This is a genomic window from Caldicellulosiruptor morganii (assembly GCF_026810225.1).
In the GTDB taxonomy this organism is placed as follows: Bacteria; Bacillota; Thermoanaerobacteria; order Caldicellulosiruptorales; family Caldicellulosiruptoraceae; genus Caldicellulosiruptor; species Caldicellulosiruptor morganii.
This window is the reverse complement of record NZ_CP113865.1, coordinates 1,094,928-1,117,508: the sequence shown is the minus strand read 5'-3', so window position 1 is coordinate 1,117,508 and position 22,581 is coordinate 1,094,928. Positions and strand designations below refer to the sequence as shown.

Sequence of the window (22,581 nt, the reverse complement as noted above, 5' to 3'; positions counted from 1 at the left end):
TCACAGCACTCCTTTTGATGATGGTATTTTATCATCCACAACAGTACATGCATCTTTCAAAACCCTGCCAAAAGCTTTAAAAATAGCTTCACAGATATGATGGTCATTTTCACCTGATATTTTCTTTATATGAAGAGTAACTTTGGCAGAAGAAACAAACGCCCTGAAAAACTCTACCACCATCTGAGAAGTCATTTCTCCGAGTTTTGGGAGTTTAAAATCAACATCAAAAGCTAAATAAGACCTACCAGATATATCAATTGCAACCATCACAAGTGCCTCATCCATAGGCAAAATTGTATGGGAATACCTCTTTATACCCTTTTTGTCGGATAGAGCTTTCAAAAATGCCTGACCTAAAACTATTCCAACATCCTCAATAGTATGATGGTCGTCGATGTAAAGATCTCCTTTTGCCTCAAGCTGAACATCAAATTTACCATGATGTGAAAATAGCTGAAGCATGTGATCAAAAAAACCTATCCCTGTTGAGATTTTGTAATCCCCTTGTCCGTCTATGTTCAGGACTATTTTGATTTCGGTTTCCTTAGTTTTTCTCTGGACCTCAGCAATACGCACATTCATATTTGTTTACCCCTTTTGTAGTTGATTAGATTTTCTAATATTATATCATTGTCCACAGGCTTACCCAACGTAATCCTTAAAAGTTTTTTAAAGCCCGTATCAAATTTTTTGACTAAAATTTTCTTATCTTTCAGATAATCAAAGATATAATCCACCTCATCATCCACTATTGATATAAAATTTGCCTGAGAAGGTAAAACAAAGTAAAAACTTTTCAATGCATTTGCCATTCTCAATCTTTCATTTTTTACAGTGTCAATATTATCTTTTAATCTATCAAAATTTTTCAATAAACTTATCGCAATCTGCTGTGAAAGTATATTCACATTATAGGGGGGTTTTACCTTGTGTAAATTTTCTATAATCCTTTCATTTCCAATTGCATATCCACATCTTATTCCTGCAAATCCTATTTTAGAAAAAGTTTTTAATATTATCACATTTTCATTCTGAAGAACTAAACTCAGATAATCAATATCACAATATTCACCGTATGCATTGTCAATTACAACCAATTTCTCCGGGAATGATTTGACAATCATCTTGAGCTTTTCATAATCTAACGCAATACCAGTGGGATTGTTCGGTGTATCAATAAAAATGACTTTAATCCTTTCATTTTTCCCTATTTTTTTAACAGTCTCTTCAACGTCAATTTCCCAGTTTTGAGTAATGTCTATAAAACTGTGATTTACATCAAATAGATCTGCTGTAATCTTATACATAGCAAATGATGGATAGAGCGTAAAGATAAAATCATCCTTATCACAAGCAGCCTGGATAATGATCTGGATAATCTGATCCGAACCATTTCCTATTATAAAGTTTTCCTCTTTGAGGTTATAAAACTTTGCAAGCTCCTGTTTTAAAGGTTGAGAATTTATCTCGGGATAAAAACATAAGTCTTTCACACTCTTGTTCAAAATGTCAGCAATGAGAATCTGTAGATCCTCAGGATAGTCCAAAAGGTTTTCATTTGCATCAGCCTTGACAGTATACTCAAAAACGGGTGTTGAATAGTTTGTGAAAAATTGGAGTTTACTTCTGAACATCTTCCAACCTCACTTTCAAAGAATTTGCATGAAACGAAAATCCTTCTTTTTGAGCCACTTCAATTGCAAGTGGAGCATCTTTGAAAAATTGATCTTTTGAATATTTTATTACACTAACTCTTTTTACAAAATCATAGACGCCAAGAGGTGAGAAAAATCGTGCTGTACCAGACGTAGGCAAAACATGATTTGGACCAGCAATATAATCACCAATTGGCTCAGGTGAAAATTCTCCTACAAAAATTGCGCCTGCATTTTTTATTTTAAAGATTAACTCCTCAGGATTTTTACAGCAAAGCTCCAAATGTTCAGGGCAAATAATATTCGAAATGCTTGCTGCTTCTTCTAAATCCTCAACTATTATTACTACACCATTTTTTTCAATAGATTGAAAAGCTATCGGATTTGGATTTGTTTTTAACATTTCATTTATATTTTCAACTACCTCAAAAGCAAGCTCTTTAGAGGTTGTAATTAAAATACTTTTTGCCCTTGTGTCATGCTCTGCCTGAGACAATAAATCTGCTGCAACATACTTTGGATTTGCAGAGCTATCAGCAATAACCAAAACCTCGCTCGGACCTGCAACTGAATCAATATCTACAACTCCAAAAAGGACTTTTTTGGCAATTGCCACATAAATGTTCCCCGGTCCAACAATCTTGTCTACCCTGGGGATAAGCTGTGTACCTATTGCCAGTGCTGCAATTGCTTGAGCTCCTCCAACTTTAAAAATCTTATTTATACCGCATATTTTTGCTGCTGCCAGGGTGTATTTATTTATTTTTTTATGTTTATCCGGAGGGGTTACCATAATTATTTCTTTCACACCTGCTATTTTGGCAGGAATAGAATTCATCAAAACGGTTGAAGGATATGAACCATTTCCACCGGGTACATATATCCCAACTTTCTCTAAAGGTCTTATTATCTGCCCCAAGATAGTATCACCTTTTACATAAAGCCAGGTTTCTTCTTTCTGTCTTAAATGGTACTGATAGATGTTCTCATAAGCTATTTTCAATGCTTCTATAAACTCTGGTTCTTCCTCTTGACATTCAAGATAAGCTCGTTCAATCTCATCCTCTTTAACAGTTAAATCTACAAACTCTATCTCCTTACAGTCAAAAAGTCTTGTATACTCTAAAATGGCTTCGTCTTTTCTAAAAATCACATCTGTAATTATTTTTTTTACTTTTTCTTCTATTTCCTCAATTTCTCTATAATCAGTAAAAGCAATACTCCTTAAGTATTTTTCAAGTTCTATTTTTTCTTCTATTATTCTCACTGCATGACCATCCTTTCCAAATGGTTTACAATTACTTCTATTTTATTTTTAAGTTTCAAACTTGCTCTGTTTATAATCAAACGTGCACTTACATCATATAACTTTTCATATACCTCCAGCCCATTTTCTCTAAGAGTTCTTCCGCTTTCAACAATATCAACTATCATATCAGAGAGTCCCAAAATAGGTGCAAGCTCAACCGAACCATTTAGTTTTATTATTTGAACATCCTCACCAAGTACATTTTCAAAATATTCTTTTGTTATATTCGGAAACTTTGTCGCTATGGTCTTTTCCGATTTGTTCAAAAGTTCTTCTTTCATACCTTTGGGACCTGCCAATGCAATAAAACATTTTCCTATACCCAAGTCCAAAAGCTCATAAACTTTTTTCCCTTGCTCAAGTAAAACATCCTTGCCTACAATCCCCATGTCAGCAATGCCATACTCCACATATGTCGGAACATCAAAAGGTTTCACCATCAAAAAACGGATATTGCTACTTTCATCTTCGATTATAAGCTTTCTTGTCTCCTGTATAATATCGATAGTTGTAAGAGAAGAATTTATAAAAAGTCTTGCTGCCTCCTGTGCCAATCTTCCCTTAGGCAGTGCTACTGTTATCATTTCCCTATTCCTCCACCGAGAATCTCTTTATTCCGTCTTCACAGACATAATAAAATTCATTTATTTTGAGCCCTTTGGCAATAACCTCAGCTTTTTGAATGTCCACCGGCTCACTGTAAAAGTAAGTTTCATCCTCAAGATTTAAAAGTTCTTTTACTGCCACTTCAAAAAAACCTTGATGATAAAACATTGCAGACCTGTATAAGCTTATTTTTAAATTTGAGTTTTTTATAAGCCAGTTTACCAACCTGTCAACCCCGAGAGCAAAGCCAATGGCATAGAGTTTTTTCCCAAATCTTTCACATAAGTTATCATATCTTCCTCCATTGAGTACCGAATACCCCATCTTGGGAAGGTAACCAGAAAATATTATACCAGTATAGTAATTCAAGTGTTTTACCATGCTAAAATCTATAGAAATGTATTTTTCATATCCCAACCTGGTCATTTTTTCATATATTTCTTTTAATCTTTCTATCGCACATTTTGATATCTCATTTTTAGCAAAATTATAAGCTTCATCTATTTTATCTTTTTTCCCATACAGTCTGGTAAGACTTCTAAAAATATCTATAACCTTTTCCGAGATGCCTTTTTTGATAAGGAAATTCTCTATCCCAATATAATCTTTTTTATCCACTAATTTACACAACATTTCAGATGAAGTATCATCTATTTCATAATCATTTGCTATTCCTTTGAAAAAGTTTACTTCACCTATATCAATTGTAAAATTATCAAATCCAAGTTGCAGAAGGCTCTCAACCGCTAAAATTAACACCTCCAAATCTATATAAATGTTGTCTGATATGTGAAAATTCTCTATCCCGGACTGAAAAAATTCTCTCAAATCTCCTGCATCATATTGCAGAAACTGAAATGCCTTTCCAAAATAACAGTATTTAATAGGGTAAACTTTCTCGGATCTTTTTGCCGCTATTTCAGCCACTTTTGGTGTAAACTCATCTCTTAATGCTATTATACTCCCATCGGCATCCATAAATTTTATAGCATTTTGTCCATCCAAACTTTTTGACCTCTCATAATCTTCAAAAACAGAAGTTTCTACTAACTGATATCCAAACTTTGAAAACAAGGTTATAGTCTTTTGTCTTATTTGTTCCAGGAGAATTGCTGGTAATTGATAGTAATCCATAAATTTTTTGTTCATTTTTCTTCCCTTCTTTGCTTTATCATGATAAAGTGATGAATAGATATCATGATATATTATATTATACATATTAAAAAAATGCAACAAAAAAAGTGGAGCAAAAATCACTCCACTTTCCCTTCTCAATATTTAATTTCATATCAGTTTTTTACCTTTCAGTTGCTTTTCAATAGCAATAAATAGTGGAAGACCCAAAGCATATGTTGCAATTGCCTCACCAGTCCCAATAGATATCACTGTAAAAAGATATCTTAAAAAAGGATTTAAATGGCTCAGCCACTCTATTTTCAGGTTATCAATAAAGTAATACCATATATAAGCTGAAACTACCACTGCATTTACAACTATAGTTGGCAGAGGCAAAAGTATCTTCTTTCTAATTCTGGTTGTTATTATAGCAGCAACAAGAGTGGCTAAGGAACCAAAAATTACATCATATATTCCTGTTACACTGATCATCATTCCATACAGGTTTGCCAGAAAACACCCTACAAAAAGTCCGGCTGTTGCAGATACTGGCATTAAAGCCGGCAAAAGCGTCAATGCCTCCGAAACTCTTACCTGAACAGGTCCATATGATATCGCCGGCAAAAATGAAGTCAAGATAAAATAAAGTGCAGCAATAATACCTGATCTTGCAACAACTTGAAGACTCATTTTTTTCATAAACTATATCCTCCTATTTTGTCTCCCAATCATGTTTGTGCATTCCTGTTATTTTATAAACAACCCATTCAGCAATATTTGTAGAGTGATCTGCTATTCTTTCCAGATATTTTATAACAAGCAAAAATTGTATACACTGTGGCACAGCATCTGAATTTGTCTTCATTATCTGTTCTAATTCATCTATCAGGTTTTGATACATCTGGTCAACTACGTCATCCTTTTTTACAACAGATTTGGCAAGTTCTACATCAGAATTCACATAAGAGTCAAGGGCATCTTTTAGCATTGATCGGGTTATTTCTGCCATTCTGGGAATGTCAACAAGAGGTTTTATATATGCCTCACTTGCAAGCTTAATTGTTATCTGTGAAATATCCTCCGCATGGTCTGCAATTCTTTCAATATCGGTGGCAATCCTCATTGCAGAGATGATAAGTCTAAGATCGCTTGCAAGAGGCTGCTGGGTAGCAATTACAATAGCACACTTTTTCTCTATTTCCTCGGTAAGAGCATCTATCTTGTCATCATTTTCAATAATCTTTTGAGCAAGATCTATATCCTTGGTTTTTAGCGCATAAATTGCCTTGTCAATTGCTTCTTCTGCCATTGCCCCCATTTTTAGTATGTCCAGGTGTATTTCTTTTAGCTCATTTTCAAAAGTAGGTCTTGTCATTTTTTAAAATCACCTCTCATTCTGTTAATATAAGTTTTTATCCAAATCTACCTGTGATGTAATCTTCGGTTCTCTTGTCTTTTGGAGTGTTGAAGATTGTAATAGTTTTATCATATTCAATGAGTTCGCCATTTAAGAAAAACCCGGTCCAGTCAGATATTCTTGCAGCTTGCTGCATGTTGTGTGTCACTATTACAATGGTGTAGTTCTTCTTGAGCTCCTCCAAAAGTTCTTCTATCTTCAAAGTTGAAATTGGATCCAGCGCAGATGTAGGTTCATCAAGTAAAATAACCTCAGGCTCTACTGCTAAAACTCTTGCAATGCAAAGTCTTTGTTGTTGACCTCCTGAGAGAGAAAATGCACTTTTTTTAAGTCTATCTTTCACCTCTTCCCAAAGATAGGCTTTTTTTAGACTGCTTTCTACAATCTCATCAAGTATCTCTTTTTTCTTAATCCCATGTATTCTCGGACCATATGCTACATTGTCATATATACTCATAGGAAAAGGATTTGGTTTTTGAAACACCATGCCTATCTTTTTCCTGAGTGTGATGACATCTACGTCTTTGTAAATATCTTTATTTTCAAAATAAACCTTTCCTTCTATTCTCACATTCTCAATAAGGTCATTCATTCGATTGAGTGTCCTCAAAAATGTAGATTTACCACAGCCAGATGGACCAATGAGTGCTGTTATGGACTTCTCATTTATCTTTATGTTTACATTTTTAAGAGCATAATTGTCACCATAGTACAGATTTAAATCCTTTGTCTCTATAATTACCATTTCAAAACAACCTCTCCCTATCCATTTTAATACCACAATTTATGAATTATACACCTCTACTTTTAAAATTTTATTTAATGTATGTTAAAACTGTGTTAAATATTATATAATATTTTCTGTGCGATGTAAAAGCTTTTATTCTGTCACTCTCATCCTATGTAAATTGGACTCTGTAACAAAATTTTAAAAAGGGGTTGTGAAAGAATGTGGAGTATTATACCAAAAGAAAACCAGTTTTTTGTCCTTCTAAATGATGCAATTGAAAATGCCTATCAGTCAGCAGTGTTATTGAGTCAACTTATTAATAATCTTTCAAATATGAATAAATATATTGTTGAACTTGAAAAAGCTGAGAACAGAGGTGATGATATTACACATCAAGTAATTGAACTTCTCAATAAAACTTTCATTACTCCTCTTGACAGAGAGGACCTGTTCGCAATCATTAAGGAAATAGACAACATTGTGGATGCACTTGAGACTGTTGCTCACAGATTCGAAATATACGGTGTGGACCACATTAAACCGGAAGCGAAAATTTTATCCGAGATGATAATAAACTGTACAAAAGAATTAAAAAGTGTAGTCGAAAATTTGAAAGACTTAAAAAATACCAAACTTATTAAAGAGAAGATTATTGAAGTGAATAGAATTGAGGATGAAGGTGATATTGTTTACAGAAATGTAATAAAAAAACTTTTTTCTGAAAATAGGGACAAGCCCATTAAAGTAATAATCTGGAAAGAAATATTTGGATTTCTTGAAGATACCTTGGATGCTTGTGAAGATGTTGCAAATGTAATAGAAGGGGTTATGACAAAAAATGCATAGTATACCTTTAAATCTTCTTCTCATAATAATCCTGGCCTTATTATTTGACTTTATAAATGGTTTTCATGATACTGCAAACGCCATTGCAACATCTGTTTCAACCCGTGTTCTGACACCAAGGGCTGCAATATTTATGTCAGCAGTTTTTAACTTTTTCGGTGCAATGATTAACACAGAAGTTGCAAAGACTATAGGACACGGTATAGTTGACCCAAAATTTGTTACAGAGTACCTTGTCCTTGCCGCTGTTATAGCAGCAATTGTTTGGGATTTGATCACATGGTGGTGGGGAATTCCCTCATCTTCTTCACATGCAATAATAGGTGGATTGATTGGTGCAGCTATTGTTACCACAAAGTTACTTTCTGATATAAACTGGATTGGTTTTGTTAAAAAAATAGTATTGCCACTGATTATTTCTCCTGTTCTGGGTTTTATATTTGGATATTTGTTTATGATGATTCTTTACGTAGTTTTTGCCAGGGTTCACCCCAATATTGTAAATAGATACTTTTCAAAACTTCAAATATTTTCTGCAATGTGGATGGCATATAGCCATGGTTCAAATGATGCACAAAAATCAATGGGGATAATTACAATGGCACTTGTTAGTGCTGGAGTTTTAAACAAATTTGTGGTTCCTGATTGGGTAAAATTTGCCTGTGCTCTTGCAATGGCACTTGGTACTTCATTTGGTGGATGGAGAATAATCAAAACTATGGGAGTAAAGATAATAAAACTTGCTCCAATAAATGGTTTTGCTGCCGAAACAGGAGCAGCACTTACAATCCAGTTTGCCACACATATTGGAGCACCTGTTTCTACAACACATGTAATCTCATCCTCTATTATGGGAGTGGGTGCATGTAAAAAATTTTCAGCAGTAAGGTGGGGAATTGCCAAGAACATTGTTATTGCATGGATTTTGACAATTCCGATGTGCAGTTTAATTGGTGGTTTAATTGCATGGATTATTATAACTTAATTGTTTAGGATTAAAACTGCAAAAAGGAGCTGTTTGACCTGCAGCTCCTTTTTATATTACAATTGTAAATTCGCTTCCCTTGCCAGTTTCACTATTGACATATATTCTTCCGTTATAGAGTTCAACTATGTGCTTGACTATGGACAGTCCCAGGCCGGTCCCACCACCTTTTCGCGATCGACCTTTGTCCACTCTATAAAACCTTTCAAAGATTCTATCTATTTCGTTCTGTGGAATACCTATTCCAGTATCTTTTATTTTTATGACCATTTTGTCTCCCGATTTTTCAACTTTTACAAAAACTTCTCCACCCTGTTTATTGTATGTTATTGCGTTGTCTATCAGGTTTATAAACAGCTGTTTTAACCAGTCCCTGTATATTTTAATTTTGAGATTGTTATCCACATCAACATGTACTTTTACATCCTTAGCTTCAGCTTTAAACTTCAAAAGCTGAATACATTCATCCACTATTTCTTTTATGTTCACTTCTTCTTCATTAACTTCTATTTTTGCATTTTCTATTTCAGAAAGATACAACAAATCGTTTATTAAACGAACAAGTCTTTCAACCTCAACTTCAATTATATTTAAAAATCTCATAGCTATATCCCTGTCTTCAATTGTTCCATCTTTGAGTGTTTCCACAAACCCTTTAATGGAGGTCAGCGGAGTTTTAAGTTCGTGTGAAACATTTGCAACAAAATCAGATCTCATCTTTTCAAGCTTTTTAATAACAGTAATATCATTAATAATCAGCAATATGCCTTCCTTATTCTCATCGTATTTGATCTTTTTCTTAGCAACTTTCAGAATCCTATTTTGCCCATCGACTACCACCTCAAATTCTTTCTCCAAAACTGCCTCATCGTATAAAAATTCAAAAAGTTCATAAATTCGGATGCATTCAAGTAAACTATTACCATTTTTAAGCTCTGTCGCAAATATTTTTTCAGCCTGTCGGTTAAACATAATGATACGCTTTTTATCATCAAAAAAGATTATTCCCACTTCGATAGAGTTGAGCAGTGAACTAAGTCTACAGTTCAGTGCATTAACCTCATTAATTTTTTCTTCTAAAAGTTGATATAACCTTGTAAAACTAAGACTTAACCACTTCAAATCCTCTTCTTCTTTAAGCTCAGCTATAGCAAATTTCTTCAGCGCTTGTGTAATAAGAGAAATTAAATTCTTAAGTGGTTGATATAAAAGTGACGACACTCCAATTATTAGAATTAATCCTAATACCACACAAATAAGTGCAAACTTTAATGTTTGAATTAAAGCCCTTTTGAAAATTGCATCCACTCTGTTAAGCAGGACTGAAACGCAAATAAATATGTGCTTACCACGAATCTCTGTTTTTTTTGCTGCATAGAGAAAAGCCTTATTCAGCGTTTTGCTCTTTCGCATCGAAAAAGACACCAAACCAGGCTTTTTATTTGCCTGTAAAATCTCCGGTCTTTTTAAATGATTTTCCATCTTATTTTTATCTGCTTCAGAATCGTAAATCACAACCCCTGTGTTATCAATAATTGTAACCCTAAAAAATCCTTTCTTATATACTCTGTCCAAAAGTTGAATACCAAATTGATTTATATATCTTTCCACCTCATCAATCATAACTTCAAGCTGTTTTTTGTTTTCTTCAAGGTATATGTTTCTGGATACTTCATATGAGAAGATACCTTGCAAAATGCTTACAATTATTATAACCAAAATGGTATAACCCAAAATTTTTGCTCTCATTCTTTAATCCAACCCTTCTCTAAACCTGTAACCAACTCCTCTCACTGTCTCAATATATCGAGGATTTCTCTCATCATCCTCCAACTTCTTTCTTAAAAATCTTATATGCACATCAACTGTTCGGGTATCTCCGTCAAATTCGTAGCCCCATACTCTCTGCAAAATGAAATCTCTATCCAAAACTCTTCCTCTGTTCTCTATCAACAGCTTTAAAAGTTCAAACTCTTTATACGAAAGAGATACTTCTTTGTTGTTCTTTTTTACACTTCTTCCTGTTAAATCTACCTCAATATCACCAAATCTAAACTTCTCCTCTGTATCAGGTTTTAAACTCTCGATCCTTCTAAAAAGTGCTTTCACTCTTACAATCAGTTCCTTTACGCTAAAAGGTTTTGTTATGTAATCATCAGCTCCAAGTTCAAGCCCTAATATTTTATCAATTTCCTCTGATTTTGCAGAAAGCAAAATTACAGGAAGATTTTTTGTCTTTTTGTTAAACCTAATTTCTTTCAAAACCTCATAACCATCCATACCACTCATCATTATATCAAGGATTACAAGATCAATCTTATTATTTTTAAGAACATCCAGGGCTGCACTGCCACTTTCAGCTTCAAATGTAGTGTAACCTTCCTTGTTTAGATTGAATTTAATCAATTCAACAATATGAGGTTCATCATCCACAATCAAAATACTTTTCATTATCTCACCATCCTCATAATAGCAACCATGCCACCCAATTTTTCTGGATTTTTAAAATCTCTTCTGTATGAAAAGAACAAATCTTCATCTTCATATGTACACAATTCAGAGATTATAATCTGCTCTTTTTCCACTCCACTGTCCAATAAATCCTTTTCAATAGCTTTTTTTAAATCCACAAAAAATTTCGTTCTGTTTTGTATGCAAACATCATCAGGAAACTGCTTTAAAAAAGCGTTATATACATCTTCGCCCACTTCAAAATGATTTTTGCAAATACCCGGTCCAATCGCCACAGTGAGATTTGACATGTTACATCCAAATTTGAAGCTCAGCATTTCCAATGCTCTTTTTGTTATATGTTGCAATGTTCCTCTCCAGCCAGAGTGCAGAAGTGAGATAATCCTCTTTTCTCTATCAAAAATGTAAACCGGAATACAATCTGCATGAAAGGTCATAAGCACAACATCAGTCTTGAATGTTATAAGTCCATCTGCTTCTATTTGCTGATTATGTTCAAAAAAATCAAATCCTTTTTCAACAATTATTATACCATTTCCATGTACCTGTTTTGCATAATAAATATTCCTGTGATTTATTTTTAAGCTCTCAAAAAGAACAAGAAAATTATTATCGATTTCATTTCTGGATCCTGCCCATTTATAACTCAGATTGAAATCAAGTGTGCCAAGATACCTTCTTGTTGTAAAAAAAGCCTCCACACCGTGCTGTTCAAACTCGGAAACCTTATAGATTTCAAGTCCATTTACAAATACTTTGTCAAAAGCCATTCTAACCCTCCATTTGGAAATTAAAAAAATAGCAACCTGCAAAGAGGTTGCTTTTAATTTTTCTTTGGTACTTTCTCCCAATCTTTTAAAAATCTTTCTATACCTACATCAGTCAGTGCATGCTTTGTCATCTGCTCAAGTACCTTAAATGGAACTGTTGCAATATCTTCTCCTGCTTTTGCAGCTTCAATAACATGTATAGGATGTCTTATACTTGCTGCAATTATCTCTGTTTTTATATCAGGATAATTCTTAAATATCTGAACAATCTCTTTGATAAGCTCAATTCCGTTTTGGCCTATGTCATCAAGCCTACCTACAAACGGAGATACATATGTTGCACCGGCTTTTGCTGCCAAAAGTGCCTGAGCTGCTGAGAAAACAAGTGTGACATTTGTCTTTATTCCTTCCTTAGATAGCACAGAAACAGCTTTTAGTCCCTCTGCTGTCATTGGAATCTTAATAACAATATTTTTGTGAATCTTTGCTAAATCCCTTGCTTCTTCAATCATACCCTCTGCTTTAAGAGAAATTACCTCTGCAGAGATTGGACCATCTACAATTGAACAAATCTCATTCACAACTTCTTTAAAATCTCTACCCTCTTTTGCAATTAAAGAAGGATTTGTTGTAACACCGCAAATTATTCCCCAGGAGTAAGCTTCTTTTATTTCATTTATATTGGCAGTATCGATAAATAGTTTCATCCTGTATTTTACACCTCTTTTCAATTAAGATTTTTTCTGACTATTATTTTATACCAGTTGCTGCATAATTACAATAACTAAAAAATGCTTTTAAGATATGTCCTTGCAGGACCGACCAAATACAAAGACCCACAAATCAAGATAACCGAGTTTTCTTCTGCTCTTTTAAGACCCATATTAATTGCTTCTCTGAAATCTTTGATAAATTCCAACTGGTAACTTACAGCAACGTCCTTTGCTTCTGCAGTTGAAAAAGCCCTTTTTTGATATGGAACAACTGTAAATATAACCTCTGAGGCTATTTCTTTTATTAAAGTAAGCATTTCCTGATATTCTTTGTCTTTCAGAATTCCTACAATAGCAATAATCTTCTTATCTTTTAGATACCACCTGCAGTTGTCAATAAGTACCTTCATCCCATCTACATTATGAGCACCATCCAGAATCACAAGAGGATCTTTTGAAATGACTTCAAATCTACCATTCCATTTTGCTTTTAATAGCCCATTAACAAGTGAAGATGTATCTATATTGTATTTTTCTCTTAAATATTCAAATGCATATATACAGTTCAATGCATTTTCAACCTGATGTGTTCCCAGCAGCTTAATTTCAAGATTTTTATATATACTCTTTGGAGTTATGCAATCAAACACAATTCCATCAAGACTATTATTTATAATTTTGTATTCACTGCTCATCTCAACCAAATTGGCACCCTTTTCTTTACACACTCTTGAAATAACATCAACCGCTTCTTTATAACGCTGCACTGCTAAAATAACAGTTGCACCTTCTTTTATAATTCCAGCCTTTTCATATGCTATTTGTTCTATTGTCTGACCCAAGATATCCATATGGTCATAGCCAATAGAAGTTATAATACAAAGCTCTGGATTCTCAACTACATTTGTTGCGTCAAATCTCCCACCAAGTCCAACTTCTAACACAACAAAATCCACATTCATTCTTTTAAAATATTCAAAGGCTATTGCAGTGACTATCTCAAATTCAGTAGGATGATTAAAGCCCTGAGCTATCATTAGTTCTACCTTATCCCTAACAAATTCAGTTATTATTGCAAGTTCGTCATTAGAAATGGGATTGTTATTAATCTTTATTCTTTCATTAAAAATTTCTAAGTAAGGTGAGGTATAAAGCCCCACCTTATATCCTGCTTCCACCAAAACTTGATTAACAAAAGCACAGGTAGAACCTTTTCCATTTGTCCCGGCAACATGAATAACCTTTAAATCCTTCTGGGGATTGCCCATAATTTCAAGCAATTTTTTTATATTTTCAAGTCCAAGTTTCACTCCAAACTTATATGACCCATGAATATATTCAAGCGCTTGCTCATAAGTCATTGACATTATCATATCACCTTAAGCTTCTAATTCTCTCAAGCTGATCTTCAACAGATCTTAACATCTGTTTGTATCTCTCATATTTTTCTTTTTCCTCGTCTACAACTTTCTGGGGAGCTTTTTGCAAAAAGTTCTGATTACCAAGCAGCTTTTCAGACCTTTCAACTTCTTTTAGCAGTCTTTCTCTTTCCTCGGTAAGTCTTTCGAGCTCTTTTTGAATATCAATAATTTCTCTGAGTTTGATATACGCAACACCCCAAGATAGAACAAGTGAAACACTGTCTTGCGGAGCATCCTGAGCTACCACAACCTCTTCTATATTTGCAAGCCTCTTTGCGTAAATCTCCCAGAGCTCTCTTTGCTGAAGCATACTCACATCATCAGTTTTTATAAAGACTGTCGGTTTTAAACTTGCAGGTATATTTTTTTCTACCCTGAGGTTTCTGATACTTCTTATAAGTTCAATCAGCTTTTCAACCATAGAAATATCCTGAGAATAAGTATACCCTCCTGGCTCTGGCCACTTAGCTATAACAAGACTTTCTTCATCATGCGGGAGGTTCAAATAAATCTCTTCTGTTACAAACGGCATAAATGGATGCAAAAGTTTTAATACGCTGGTAAGCACTGTTAAAAGAACATACTGTACCTCTCTGTTGTTCTCCGCTTCTTTGTTGTAAAGAATTGGTTTTGACATCTCAATATACCAGTCACAAAATTCATCCCAAATAAAGTCGTAAAGCTTTTGAGCTGCAATGCCTATTTCAAACTTTTCAAGGTTTTCAGTAACCTCCTTAATAAGTGCATCCAACCTTGACAGAATCCATCTTTCTGTAAATGTAAATTTACTTTCATCAGGCTTGTATTTTGTATCAATATCAAGGTTCATTATTACAAACCTTGCTGCATTCCAGATCTTGTTTGCAAAGTTTCTGTTCGCCTCAACCTTTTCCATATGAAATCTTGTATCATTTCCAGGTGAAATTCCTGTAACAAGTGTAAATCTTAAAGCATCTGCACCGTATTTTTCTATTATCTCAAGCGGGTCTATTCCATTGCCAAGTGACTTGCTCATTTTGCGACCCTGAGCATCTCTTACAATTCCGTGAATCAGTACATACTTAAATGGCTCTTTTCCCATGTGTTCAAGAGCTGAAAAAATCATTCTTGCAACCCAGAAGAAGATTATATCATATGCCGTTACCAGAACATCGGTTGGATAAAAGTACTTCAAATCCTCTGTTTCCTCTGGCCATCCAAGTGTCGAAAATGGCCATAGTGCCGATGAAAACCATGTATCAAGAGTATCTTCGTCCTGATATACATTGGCAGAACCACACTTTGAGCATATCTTTACTTCCTCACGACTCACCATCATATTGTCACAATCTCTACAATAATATGCAGGAATTCTATGCCCCCACCAAAGCTGTCTTGAAATACACCAGTCTTTTATATTTTCCATCCAGTTAAAATATATCTTTTCAAACCTTTCAGGAATAAATCTTATTCTACCTTTCTTTACCACTCTTATTGCAGGCTCTGCCAACGGTTTCATTTTGACAAACCACTGCTTGGATACAAGCGGTTCAATTACTGTGGAACACCTATAACAGTGACCTACGTTGTGAGTATAGTCCTCTTCTTTTACAAGAAGTCCAAGACTTTTTAGGTCATTTACAATATTTTTTCTTGCCTCAAATCTGTCCTGTCCTGCATATCTGCCAGCATTTTCATTCATATACCCTTTTGTATCAATTACCTGTATCATTGGTAGATTATGTCTTTGTCCTATCTCAAAGTCATTTGGGTCATGAGCGGGAGTAATTTTTACAACACCTGTACCAAATTCCATATCTACGTATTCATCTGCAATGATTGGTATTTCTCTGTTCACAAGAGGAAGCACAACTTTTTTTCCAATCAGATGTTTATATCTTTCATCGTTAGGATTTACTGCAACAGCAGTGTCACCAAGCATTGTTTCAGGTCTTGTTGTTGCAACAACCACAAAGAAAGAGTTGTCCTCCCCTGGATACTTAATATACCACAGCTTCCCTTTTTTTTCTTCATACTCCACTTCAGCATCTGAAATGGTTGTTTTACAAGTGGGACACCAGTTGATCATTCTTTCGCCTTTATAGATTAAACCTTTTTCATAAAGTCTTACAAAAACCTCTTTTACTGCGTTGGAAAGTCCTTCATCCATTGTAAAACGCTCTCTGTCCCAGTCGCAAGAAGCCCCAAGTTTCTTAAGCTGCTCAATTATCCTGCCGCCATAGACTCTTTTCCACTCCCATGCACGCTCTAAAAATTTCTCCCTTCCTATCATCTCTTTTGTGAGACCTTCTTCTTTCATCTTCTCAACAATCTTTGCTTCAGTTGCAATACTTGCATGGTCAGTGCCGGGAAGCCAGAGTGCACAATAACCCTGCATTCTCTTAAATCTTATCAAGATATCTTGAATGGTATTGTTCAGAGCATGTCCCATATGTAGTTGCCCTGTAATATTCGGAGGTGGAATTACAATTGTAAAAGGTTTTTTTGACCAGTCAATCCTTGCATGAAAGTATTTTTTTTCAAGCCACATCTTATAAAGCCTATCTTCAACCTCTTGAGGATTGTAGACCTTTTGCACCTTCTTTCATCCTCCTTTCAAAGTTTTGATTTCACTTTTTATATTATTTCAAAATTATTTTAATTTCAAACTCTTTGTTTAGTTTTTTATTTTTGTGGGTATAAAGTAATTGTAATTTAAAAATTCAAATTTTACAAGGGAGGCTATATTGATATGGTAAAAAGAGGAAACGTTTATAAATGTGAAATTTGTGGAAACATTGTAGAAGTTTTATTTGCAGGTGGCGGGCAGCTGGTCTGCTGTGGTCAACCAATGACTTTGATTGAAGCAAATACAGTCGACGCAAGTTTAGAAAAGCATGTACCTGTAATTGAAAAAACAGAAGAAGGCATTTTAGTTAAGGTGGGAGAAGTTCCACATCCAATGGAAGAAAAACACTATATTATGTGGATCGAACTAATAGCAGATGATGTTGTCTACAGAAAATACCTAAAACCCGGCGATGAACCAAAAGCTTTATTTGATGTATCTGCCGATAAACTTGTTGCTTATGAATATTGCAATCTGCATGGGCTTTGGAAAAAAGAATAAAAAAGACAGGGCTGCTAAAATTTACTTAAAAGCAGCCCTTTTTTAATTTACTTTTCCAGTAATCTTTTTGTCTCCCTTGCAATCATTAGCTCTTCGTTTGTTGGAACTATTAAAACCTTTACTTTGCTTTCCGGTTTGTTGATTTCAAATACTTTACCTTTTTCTGCATTGAAGTTTCTTTCTCTGTCATATAAAACCCCCATATATTCTAAATCAGTAAGACACCTATCTCTAACAACTGCATTGTTCTCTCCTATTCCGGCGGTGAAAACAATTGCATCAGCCCCGCCCAAAACTGCCGCATATTCTCCAATATATTTTTTTACCCTGTAGCAGAACATATCAATTGCAAGCTGAGCTCTTTCATTTCCTTCGTTAGCTGCTCTTTCTAAATCCCTAAAATCACTGCTGACACCAGAAATACCCAAAACACCCGATTTTTTATTCAGGAAATCATTCATTTGTTTAACATCCATATTTTCTTTTTCCATAATGTACAGAATAACAGCAGGATCAATTGTTCCGCTTCTTGTTCCCATCGCAAGTCCGGCCAAGGGTGTAAACCCCATACTTGTATCAACTGATTTGCCATACTTTATTGCACAAACACTTGAACCATTCCCTAAGTGGCATGTTATAAGTTTCAATTCTTCCAGCGGTCTTTTTAAGTATTCTGCTGCTTTTATTGCAACATACTTGTGTGATGTACCATGGAAGCCATACTTTCTTATTTTGTATTTCTCATACATCTCATATGGAATAGAGTACATATAAGCATACTTTGGCATTGTTTGATGAAAAGCTGTATCAAATACAGCAACATTGGGCTTCCCCGGAATTTCTTTTTCGCACGCTTCAATTCCCATAAGATTTGCAGGATTGTGAAGAGGAGCAAGTTCAATACACTCTCTTATTGCCTTTTTTACCTCTTCATTGACAATCACGGCATTACTGAAATATTCCCCGCCATGAACAACTCTGTGACCGATTGCATCAATCTCATCCATTGAGGTTATTATCCCCATTTGAGGATGAGTCAGCATCTCCAAAACAAGTTTTATTGCCACATTGTGATCCTTTACATCCTGTTCTTTTATAATCTCCTGTCCGTTTTTCTGGTGTTTTATAAATGCTCCCGGCAAACCAATTCTGTCAACAACACCTTTACATAAAGCAATTTCTGTCTCAGTATCAATAAACTGATATTTTAATGATGAACTTCCTGAATTTAACACTAATACTTTCATCTGTTACCCTACCCCTTTTAAAATTTATTTCATCATTGACTGAACAGCAGTAATAGCCACAACGCCAACTATATCTTCTGCCTTGCAGCCCCTTGACAAATCATTTACAGGTTTTGCTATTCCCTGGGTAATAGGTCCATAAGCTTCTGCCTTAGCAAGTCTCTCTGTAAGCTTATATGCAATATTCCCCGCATCAAGGTCAGGAAAGATTAGCACATTTGCCTGTCCTGCAACAGGACTGCCCGGTGCTTTTAGTTTTGCAACAGACGGCACAAGTGCTGCATCCGCCTGAAGTTCGCCATCTATCAAAATATCTGGTGCCTTTTCTTTTGCAATTCTTGTGGCCTCAACCACCTTGTCAACCATCTCTGATTTTGCCGAGCCTTTGGTTGAATATGAAAGCATTGCAACCTTTGGGGTCTTTCCAACCAGGGCTTCAAAACTTTTTGCAGATGAAATGGCAATGTCTGCAAGCTCTTCAGCTGTAGGATTCGGATTTAGTCCCGCATCAGCGTATAACAACACTCCATTTTCCCCATATTCGCAATTTGGAACAACCATTATGAAAAAGCTCGAAACAAGCTTTACGCCCGGTGCTGTTTTTAAGATTTGAAGTGCTGGGCGCAGTGTATCGGCAGTTGAGTGAATTGCACCAGACACCATACCATCTGCCAAACCTTTGTACACCAGCATAACTCCAAAATACATTAAGTCTTTCATAATTTTTCTTGCATCTTCAAGTGTCACACCTTTGTTTTTCCTGATTTCATAAAAATCATTTACAAATTCATCAAATCTTTCAAAGTTATCAGGGTCAATGAAAATTGCTTCATCCACATTTGCACCAAACTTTGCTGCTTCTTTTTTTATTTCTTCTTCTTTACCTACTAACACAATTTTCGCTATTTTTTCTTTTAGAACAATGCTTGCAGCTTTCAAATTTCTCTCTTCATAGCTTTCTGGCAACACAATAGTTTTGAGGTTCGACTTGGCTTTTTCTATTATTGTATCAATAAATGACATCTCTGAAAGCCCCTTTCGTTTATTGTTTAACATTTTTGCACCTTATATATTATAAACTAAATTGTATCTTGTATACAAGAATTAATCTGCAAAATTTTAAAGATGTTTGTTGTAAATTTAAACGAAACAGTGTCAATAAACATTGAAGCCATAGCTTCAAACTGTGTATGATATTAGTTGAAAAGACAAAACCATACACAGGAGGTTTGAAGCTATGGCTTGTAATAATAACACCACAAAGAAGAGAAGTTTTAAACACCTAAGTGAAATAGAAAGAAGTAAAAGTTTTATATTCTCGTTTTTAATATACCTGACTCTACACCGTATACAGTTGGAGTTATTACAAAATAGTCTTCTAAGATATACAGCCCATCAATAAATAACTTTACCTTTCATCTGCCTGTTGGTATTTCCTCTCCTATTTCTATATAATGCCACTCGGTTATGTTGTCCATTTTCTCTTCATCACTCCAGACAATTCCACTACTTTGAGCAAAAAACTCTCCATCAGGCTTATACCAAAGTATACTGCTTTGATGAAATCCCAGAACTTCTGTGTATACTATTCTAACACAAACCTTCCTGTCTTTCTTTGAAAAAGCTCTTTTATAAAGCATCTTTTCGTCTTCTTTTGCCTCATTGCAAAAACCAAAATCTTTAACATATATACTTGGCTCAAAATCATATGTCAAAATCTCTCCACCGGCATTTATAGCAATGCACGAATATATTTGCCCATCTTCTGTTGGAATGGTAAAAGGTGCTGAAAAGTCAATTAGCCTAATGTTGTCATCTATAACAAAAATGTATTTGTAAATATCTGATGGGCTCAATTCTATCTCACAGGTAAAAACATCCTCCTTCTTCTCCATCGGAATATATCTTTTGCCCATCTTCTCAGAAATAATCTCCAAAAATACTCTCTCTGCTTCTAAATATGTGCATTCAAATCTATACCTCACTGCCTCCAACCCCTCTTTGTTTTTGAACTTTGTCTAAATCATCTCGAGCCTTTTCATCCTTCCCACTCTTCCTGGTAGTCCTCTTTCTCTTCTCCTTTGGTGGCTCATAATAAATAGCACACTGGGGATACCTCTGCATTAAATAATACCTGTATATATTCTCGCTCCCTTTAACACACATATAAGAAAGAACCAAACAACTCATCGCTATCGCAAAATATACCTGCTCCTGACTGAGATAATCTTTTGTCATCTTGGCTATTGCTATACCAAGAGTTCCTGCAAAAGGAATAATTGCTGTGGCAATACCAAGTATCTTCCTGCCCAGCTTGGTCTCGTAAAACTTCGATCTCCAGCCCTTAAGCTTCCTTGGAATATATACCCTGTACAATAACCAGAAAATTCCTATATAAATTGCAACAAATAAAAATGCAAGAATATGCAGGTGCAATAGCATACCTACATGTTCCACTGCACCCACCAAGAGAATTAACGAGAATACTAAATAGAACAATCCATTATAAAGTACAATCTGCCTTTGCCTTTTGTAAGGGCTTCTTAAAATATATATTGCCCATATACTGAAAAACACAAACAATCCAATCACTGTCAAAAAAATAACCCTGGTGATTAAATTCTTTGCAATAAGCATTGGCATTAAAACTGACATTCCTGCGAAAAATAGATATGCAAGTAAATTAATTTTTGTACTACTTTTAAACTCTGATGGGTCATCAATATATGGTTCACTTTCTATCAGGTATTTTTTTATACGGTATTCTTCTAATGTCATAATTCAATCAGTCCTTCCACCTGGGAATTTCATACACAATTTTTATCATCTAAATGCATAATCAAAAACCTCTTTGGTCAATTGCTTTGCAGCATCCTTTAAAGATTTACCATTTACTTTATAAGACTCAGTCATATATGTATAAAACAATCCCCCAGCCAAAGCACCTGCTGCCGTTCCAATCGGTCCAAAAACACTTCCAAAAGCTGCCCCTGCTAAAGCACCAACTGCCATACCACCTGCTCCAAATGCAACATCCACAACCGCATCAGCTGCTACTTTGCTGGGCTCTGCTTTGCTCTTTAAATCTTTATACACATCAATCCCTGTATCAATGGCAATCCCTGCCACAGATATTTTCCCACCTACACTCTTTAGATTAAACGCTTCTTTTACTGCAACCTTCCCTTTAATAAATTTGAACACCTCTGGGTATTTTTCAGCATTTTTGAATGCATATCTTGTGCCTTTTATCCCTTCCTCCAAAGCCGATTCACTTCGTGCACCTTTTATTATCGCATACTTCCTGTTATCTTCTGCCCTTTTCACTACTATTGTGAAATTGTCCTTTATGTATGCCTTTGTATATTTTATAACATTTTTCACTCCATTTCCGTTGCTTAATGCATTCCCAGGTGATTTTCTTGGATCAAAAGGGCTCAAGTCAATACTGATATTACCGGTATTTTTATTACCTTCTGAATTATTATCACTCTTTAAACCGGTATTCTTTGTTATTACATATGTCCCACCGCTCCTGTCTTTCTTATCATTAACCTTTGCCGCAGAACTCTGACGATTAGAATCGGCTTTCTCATTCTTCTTTTCAGAATTAACAAATTGCTGCACTCTTTGTTTCACATCTCTGACTGTCTGCTCTAAATCCTTTTTGATATTGTTAACACTATGGGAGACAGCCTTTGCAGCCGAAGAAACCTTTTGCTCTACACTTTTTACTGTGCTACTGACAGTTTTAGATGCAGATGATACAAATGCATTAACGTTGTCTTTAACTTTTTTAGCAGCTTCAGAAATATCTTTTTTAATGTTTGAAATAAAGCCAAAAAGTCCTCCACCACTTGTGTTTGTGGTATGAGTCTTGTTGCTTGTTGAAGATTTTTGAGAAGAAGTACTAATCTGCGAAAATGTAACCTTATAAGGCTGGGTCAACTGTGATGATGGTTTATTAGTTACAAACCATCCACTTGATAAGGATTGAGTAGAAACCTTACTGCTGTAACTAACAGAATTAGAATGATTATTGGCTGTCTTAATTACAGGGTATTTTGTATTAATTTTAGCACTCATACCCCTCACTCCCTGTTTTTATGATTTTCGGTTTGATTATATTATATCAAGAAAAAATAGTGCAATACAAATTTGCATAAATATTTATTGTGCAAA

General features: G+C 34.9%; 22 protein-coding genes. 3 read left to right on the top strand and 19 right to left on the bottom strand.

What is annotated here, in order from left to right; all coding sequences use genetic code 11:
* From hisB to pstB, 8 genes are all read right to left on the bottom strand, one after another.
* Window positions 1-585, bottom strand: coding sequence for an imidazoleglycerol-phosphate dehydratase HisB (hisB, locus tag OTK00_RS05415; RefSeq protein ID WP_045169376.1), 585 nt, complete (start codon window positions 583-585; stop codon window positions 1-3).
* Window positions 582-1,637, bottom strand: a complete 1,056-nt coding sequence (gene hisC, locus OTK00_RS05410; RefSeq protein ID WP_045169375.1) for a histidinol-phosphate transaminase — start codon at window positions 1,635-1,637, stop codon at window positions 582-584. The genes hisB and hisC overlap by 4 nt, the downstream gene beginning before the upstream one ends.
* Window positions 1,624-2,925, bottom strand: coding sequence for a histidinol dehydrogenase (hisD, locus tag OTK00_RS05405; protein WP_052670881.1), 1,302 nt, complete (start codon window positions 2,923-2,925; stop codon window positions 1,624-1,626). Before hisD ends, hisC begins: the two co-directional genes overlap by 14 nt.
* Complete coding sequence (gene hisG, locus OTK00_RS05400) at window positions 2,922-3,551, bottom strand: ATP phosphoribosyltransferase (RefSeq protein ID WP_045169374.1); 630 nt, start codon at window positions 3,549-3,551, stop codon at window positions 2,922-2,924. The genes hisD and hisG overlap by 4 nt, the downstream gene beginning before the upstream one ends.
* Before the next feature lie 4 nt (window positions 3,552-3,555).
* Window positions 3,556-4,722: an ATP phosphoribosyltransferase regulatory subunit gene (locus OTK00_RS05395; protein WP_045170158.1), complete on the bottom strand. Its 1,167-nt coding sequence runs from the start codon at window positions 4,720-4,722 to the stop codon at window positions 3,556-3,558.
* 135 nt (window positions 4,723-4,857) lie between these two features.
* Window positions 4,858-5,388, bottom strand: a complete 531-nt coding sequence (locus OTK00_RS05390) for a QueT transporter family protein (RefSeq protein WP_045169373.1) — start codon at window positions 5,386-5,388, stop codon at window positions 4,858-4,860.
* A gap of 13 nt (window positions 5,389-5,401) precedes the next feature.
* The gene (phoU, locus tag OTK00_RS05385; RefSeq protein WP_045169372.1) at window positions 5,402-6,064 is read right to left on the bottom strand and encodes a phosphate signaling complex protein PhoU; all 663 of its coding nucleotides are present in this window, start codon (window positions 6,062-6,064) and stop codon (window positions 5,402-5,404) included.
* A 37-nt stretch (window positions 6,065-6,101) separates the two neighbouring features.
* Window positions 6,102-6,851, bottom strand: coding sequence for a phosphate ABC transporter ATP-binding protein PstB (gene pstB, locus OTK00_RS05380; protein ID WP_045169371.1), 750 nt, complete (start codon window positions 6,849-6,851; stop codon window positions 6,102-6,104).
* A gap of 204 nt (window positions 6,852-7,055) precedes the next feature.
* On the opposite strand from pstB, the gene OTK00_RS05375 reads away from it, so the two are divergent.
* Window positions 7,056-7,682, top strand: coding sequence for a DUF47 domain-containing protein (locus OTK00_RS05375; protein ID WP_045169370.1), 627 nt, complete (start codon window positions 7,056-7,058; stop codon window positions 7,680-7,682).
* Window positions 7,675-8,667, top strand: a complete 993-nt coding sequence (locus OTK00_RS05370; RefSeq protein ID WP_045169369.1) for an inorganic phosphate transporter — start codon at window positions 7,675-7,677, stop codon at window positions 8,665-8,667. The genes OTK00_RS05375 and OTK00_RS05370 overlap by 8 nt, the downstream gene beginning before the upstream one ends.
* Window positions 8,668-8,718: 51 nt before the next feature.
* Here the strand turns inward: OTK00_RS05370 and OTK00_RS05365 are convergent, their stop codons facing one another.
* The 6 genes from OTK00_RS05365 to OTK00_RS05340 all read right to left on the bottom strand — a co-directional run bounded on the left by OTK00_RS05365 (window position 8,719) and on the right by OTK00_RS05340 (window position 16,621).
* Window positions 8,719-10,416 (bottom strand): sensor histidine kinase, encoded by a 1,698-nt coding sequence (locus OTK00_RS05365; RefSeq protein WP_045169368.1) that lies wholly within the window; start codon window positions 10,414-10,416, stop codon window positions 8,719-8,721.
* Window positions 10,417-10,419: 3 nt separating this feature from the next.
* Entirely contained in the window at window positions 10,420-11,118 is a 699-nt protein-coding gene (locus tag OTK00_RS05360; RefSeq protein WP_045169367.1) for a response regulator transcription factor, read from the bottom strand.
* Window positions 11,118-11,909, bottom strand: a complete 792-nt coding sequence (pgeF, locus tag OTK00_RS05355) for a peptidoglycan editing factor PgeF (protein WP_045170157.1) — start codon at window positions 11,907-11,909, stop codon at window positions 11,118-11,120. Before pgeF ends, OTK00_RS05360 begins: the two co-directional genes overlap by 1 nt.
* Window positions 11,910-11,962: 53 nt before the next feature.
* Complete coding sequence (gene fsa, locus OTK00_RS05350) at window positions 11,963-12,616, bottom strand: fructose-6-phosphate aldolase (RefSeq protein WP_045169366.1); 654 nt, start codon at window positions 12,614-12,616, stop codon at window positions 11,963-11,965.
* Between the two features lie 77 nt (window positions 12,617-12,693).
* A complete protein-coding gene (locus OTK00_RS05345; RefSeq protein WP_241765482.1) occupies window positions 12,694-13,989 on the bottom strand; it encodes a bifunctional folylpolyglutamate synthase/dihydrofolate synthase in 1,296 nt (431 codons plus the stop codon).
* Window positions 13,990-13,996: 7 nt separating this feature from the next.
* A complete protein-coding gene (locus OTK00_RS05340; protein WP_045169365.1) occupies window positions 13,997-16,621 on the bottom strand; it encodes a valine--tRNA ligase in 2,625 nt (874 codons plus the stop codon).
* A gap of 153 nt (window positions 16,622-16,774) precedes the next feature.
* Here OTK00_RS05340 and OTK00_RS05335 point away from each other — a divergent pair, with 153 nt between their 5' ends.
* Complete coding sequence (locus OTK00_RS05335) at window positions 16,775-17,152, top strand: desulfoferrodoxin (RefSeq protein ID WP_045169364.1); 378 nt, start codon at window positions 16,775-16,777, stop codon at window positions 17,150-17,152.
* A gap of 47 nt (window positions 17,153-17,199) precedes the next feature.
* On the opposite strand, the gene OTK00_RS05330 is transcribed toward OTK00_RS05335, so the two are convergent.
* The 5 genes from OTK00_RS05330 to OTK00_RS05310 all read right to left on the bottom strand — a co-directional run bounded on the left by OTK00_RS05330 (window position 17,200) and on the right by OTK00_RS05310 (window position 22,485).
* Complete coding sequence (locus OTK00_RS05330; RefSeq protein WP_045169363.1) at window positions 17,200-18,399, bottom strand: acetate kinase; 1,200 nt, start codon at window positions 18,397-18,399, stop codon at window positions 17,200-17,202.
* A 24-nt stretch (window positions 18,400-18,423) separates the two neighbouring features.
* A complete protein-coding gene (pta, locus tag OTK00_RS05325; protein WP_045169362.1) occupies window positions 18,424-19,422 on the bottom strand; it encodes a phosphate acetyltransferase in 999 nt (332 codons plus the stop codon).
* 392 nt (window positions 19,423-19,814) lie between these two features.
* Window positions 19,815-20,384: a hypothetical protein gene (locus OTK00_RS05320; RefSeq protein WP_241765481.1), complete on the bottom strand. Its 570-nt coding sequence runs from the start codon at window positions 20,382-20,384 to the stop codon at window positions 19,815-19,817.
* On the bottom strand, window positions 20,374-21,177 hold the full coding sequence (locus OTK00_RS05315; protein WP_045169361.1) for an MFS transporter: 804 nt from the start codon (window positions 21,175-21,177) through the stop codon (window positions 20,374-20,376). Before OTK00_RS05315 ends, OTK00_RS05320 begins: the two co-directional genes overlap by 11 nt.
* A 45-nt stretch (window positions 21,178-21,222) precedes the next feature.
* On the bottom strand, window positions 21,223-22,485 hold the full coding sequence (locus OTK00_RS05310; protein WP_157841014.1) for a hypothetical protein: 1,263 nt from the start codon (window positions 22,483-22,485) through the stop codon (window positions 21,223-21,225).
* Window positions 22,486-22,581 lie beyond the last annotated feature (96 nt).

Bases quoted from the DNA above. Each gene is read 5' to 3' on its own strand.
- OTK00_RS05370 (WP_045169369.1), top strand. From the start codon at position 7,675: ATGCATAGTATACCTTTAAATCTTCTTCTCATAATAATCCTGGCCTTA.
- pstB (WP_045169371.1), bottom strand. From the start codon at position 6,851: ATGGTAATTATAGAGACAAAGGATTTAAATCTGTACTATGGTGACAAT.
- hisG (WP_045169374.1), bottom strand. From the start codon at position 3,551: ATGATAACAGTAGCACTGCCTAAGGGAAGATTGGCACAGGAGGCAGCA.
- OTK00_RS05360 (WP_045169367.1), bottom strand. From the start codon at position 11,118: ATGAAAAGTATTTTGATTGTGGATGATGAACCTCATATTGTTGAATTG.
- hisC (WP_045169375.1), bottom strand. From the start codon at position 1,637: ATGTTCAGAAGTAAACTCCAATTTTTCACAAACTATTCAACACCCGTT.
- fsa (WP_045169366.1), bottom strand. From the start codon at position 12,616: ATGAAACTATTTATCGATACTGCCAATATAAATGAAATAAAAGAAGCT.
- OTK00_RS05395 (WP_045170158.1), bottom strand. From the start codon at position 4,722: ATGAACAAAAAATTTATGGATTACTATCAATTACCAGCAATTCTCCTG.
- OTK00_RS05390 (WP_045169373.1), bottom strand. From the start codon at position 5,388: ATGAAAAAAATGAGTCTTCAAGTTGTTGCAAGATCAGGTATTATTGCT.
- pgeF (WP_045170157.1), bottom strand. From the start codon at position 11,909: ATGGCTTTTGACAAAGTATTTGTAAATGGACTTGAAATCTATAAGGTT.
- phoU (WP_045169372.1), bottom strand. From the start codon at position 6,064: ATGACAAGACCTACTTTTGAAAATGAGCTAAAAGAAATACACCTGGAC.
- OTK00_RS05315 (WP_045169361.1), bottom strand. From the start codon at position 21,177: ATGACATTAGAAGAATACCGTATAAAAAAATACCTGATAGAAAGTGAA.
- OTK00_RS05335 (WP_045169364.1), top strand. From the start codon at position 16,775: ATGGTAAAAAGAGGAAACGTTTATAAATGTGAAATTTGTGGAAACATT.
- OTK00_RS05345 (WP_241765482.1), bottom strand. From the start codon at position 13,989: ATGTCAATGACTTATGAGCAAGCGCTTGAATATATTCATGGGTCATAT.
- OTK00_RS05330 (WP_045169363.1), bottom strand. From the start codon at position 18,399: ATGAAAGTATTAGTGTTAAATTCAGGAAGTTCATCATTAAAATATCAG.
- OTK00_RS05365 (WP_045169368.1), bottom strand. From the start codon at position 10,416: ATGAGAGCAAAAATTTTGGGTTATACCATTTTGGTTATAATAATTGTA.
- OTK00_RS05310 (WP_157841014.1), bottom strand. From the start codon at position 22,485: ATGAGTGCTAAAATTAATACAAAATACCCTGTAATTAAGACAGCCAAT.
- hisB (WP_045169376.1), bottom strand. From the start codon at position 585: ATGAATGTGCGTATTGCTGAGGTCCAGAGAAAAACTAAGGAAACCGAA.
- pta (WP_045169362.1), bottom strand. From the start codon at position 19,422: ATGTCATTTATTGATACAATAATAGAAAAAGCCAAGTCGAACCTCAAA.
- OTK00_RS05375 (WP_045169370.1), top strand. From the start codon at position 7,056: ATGTGGAGTATTATACCAAAAGAAAACCAGTTTTTTGTCCTTCTAAAT.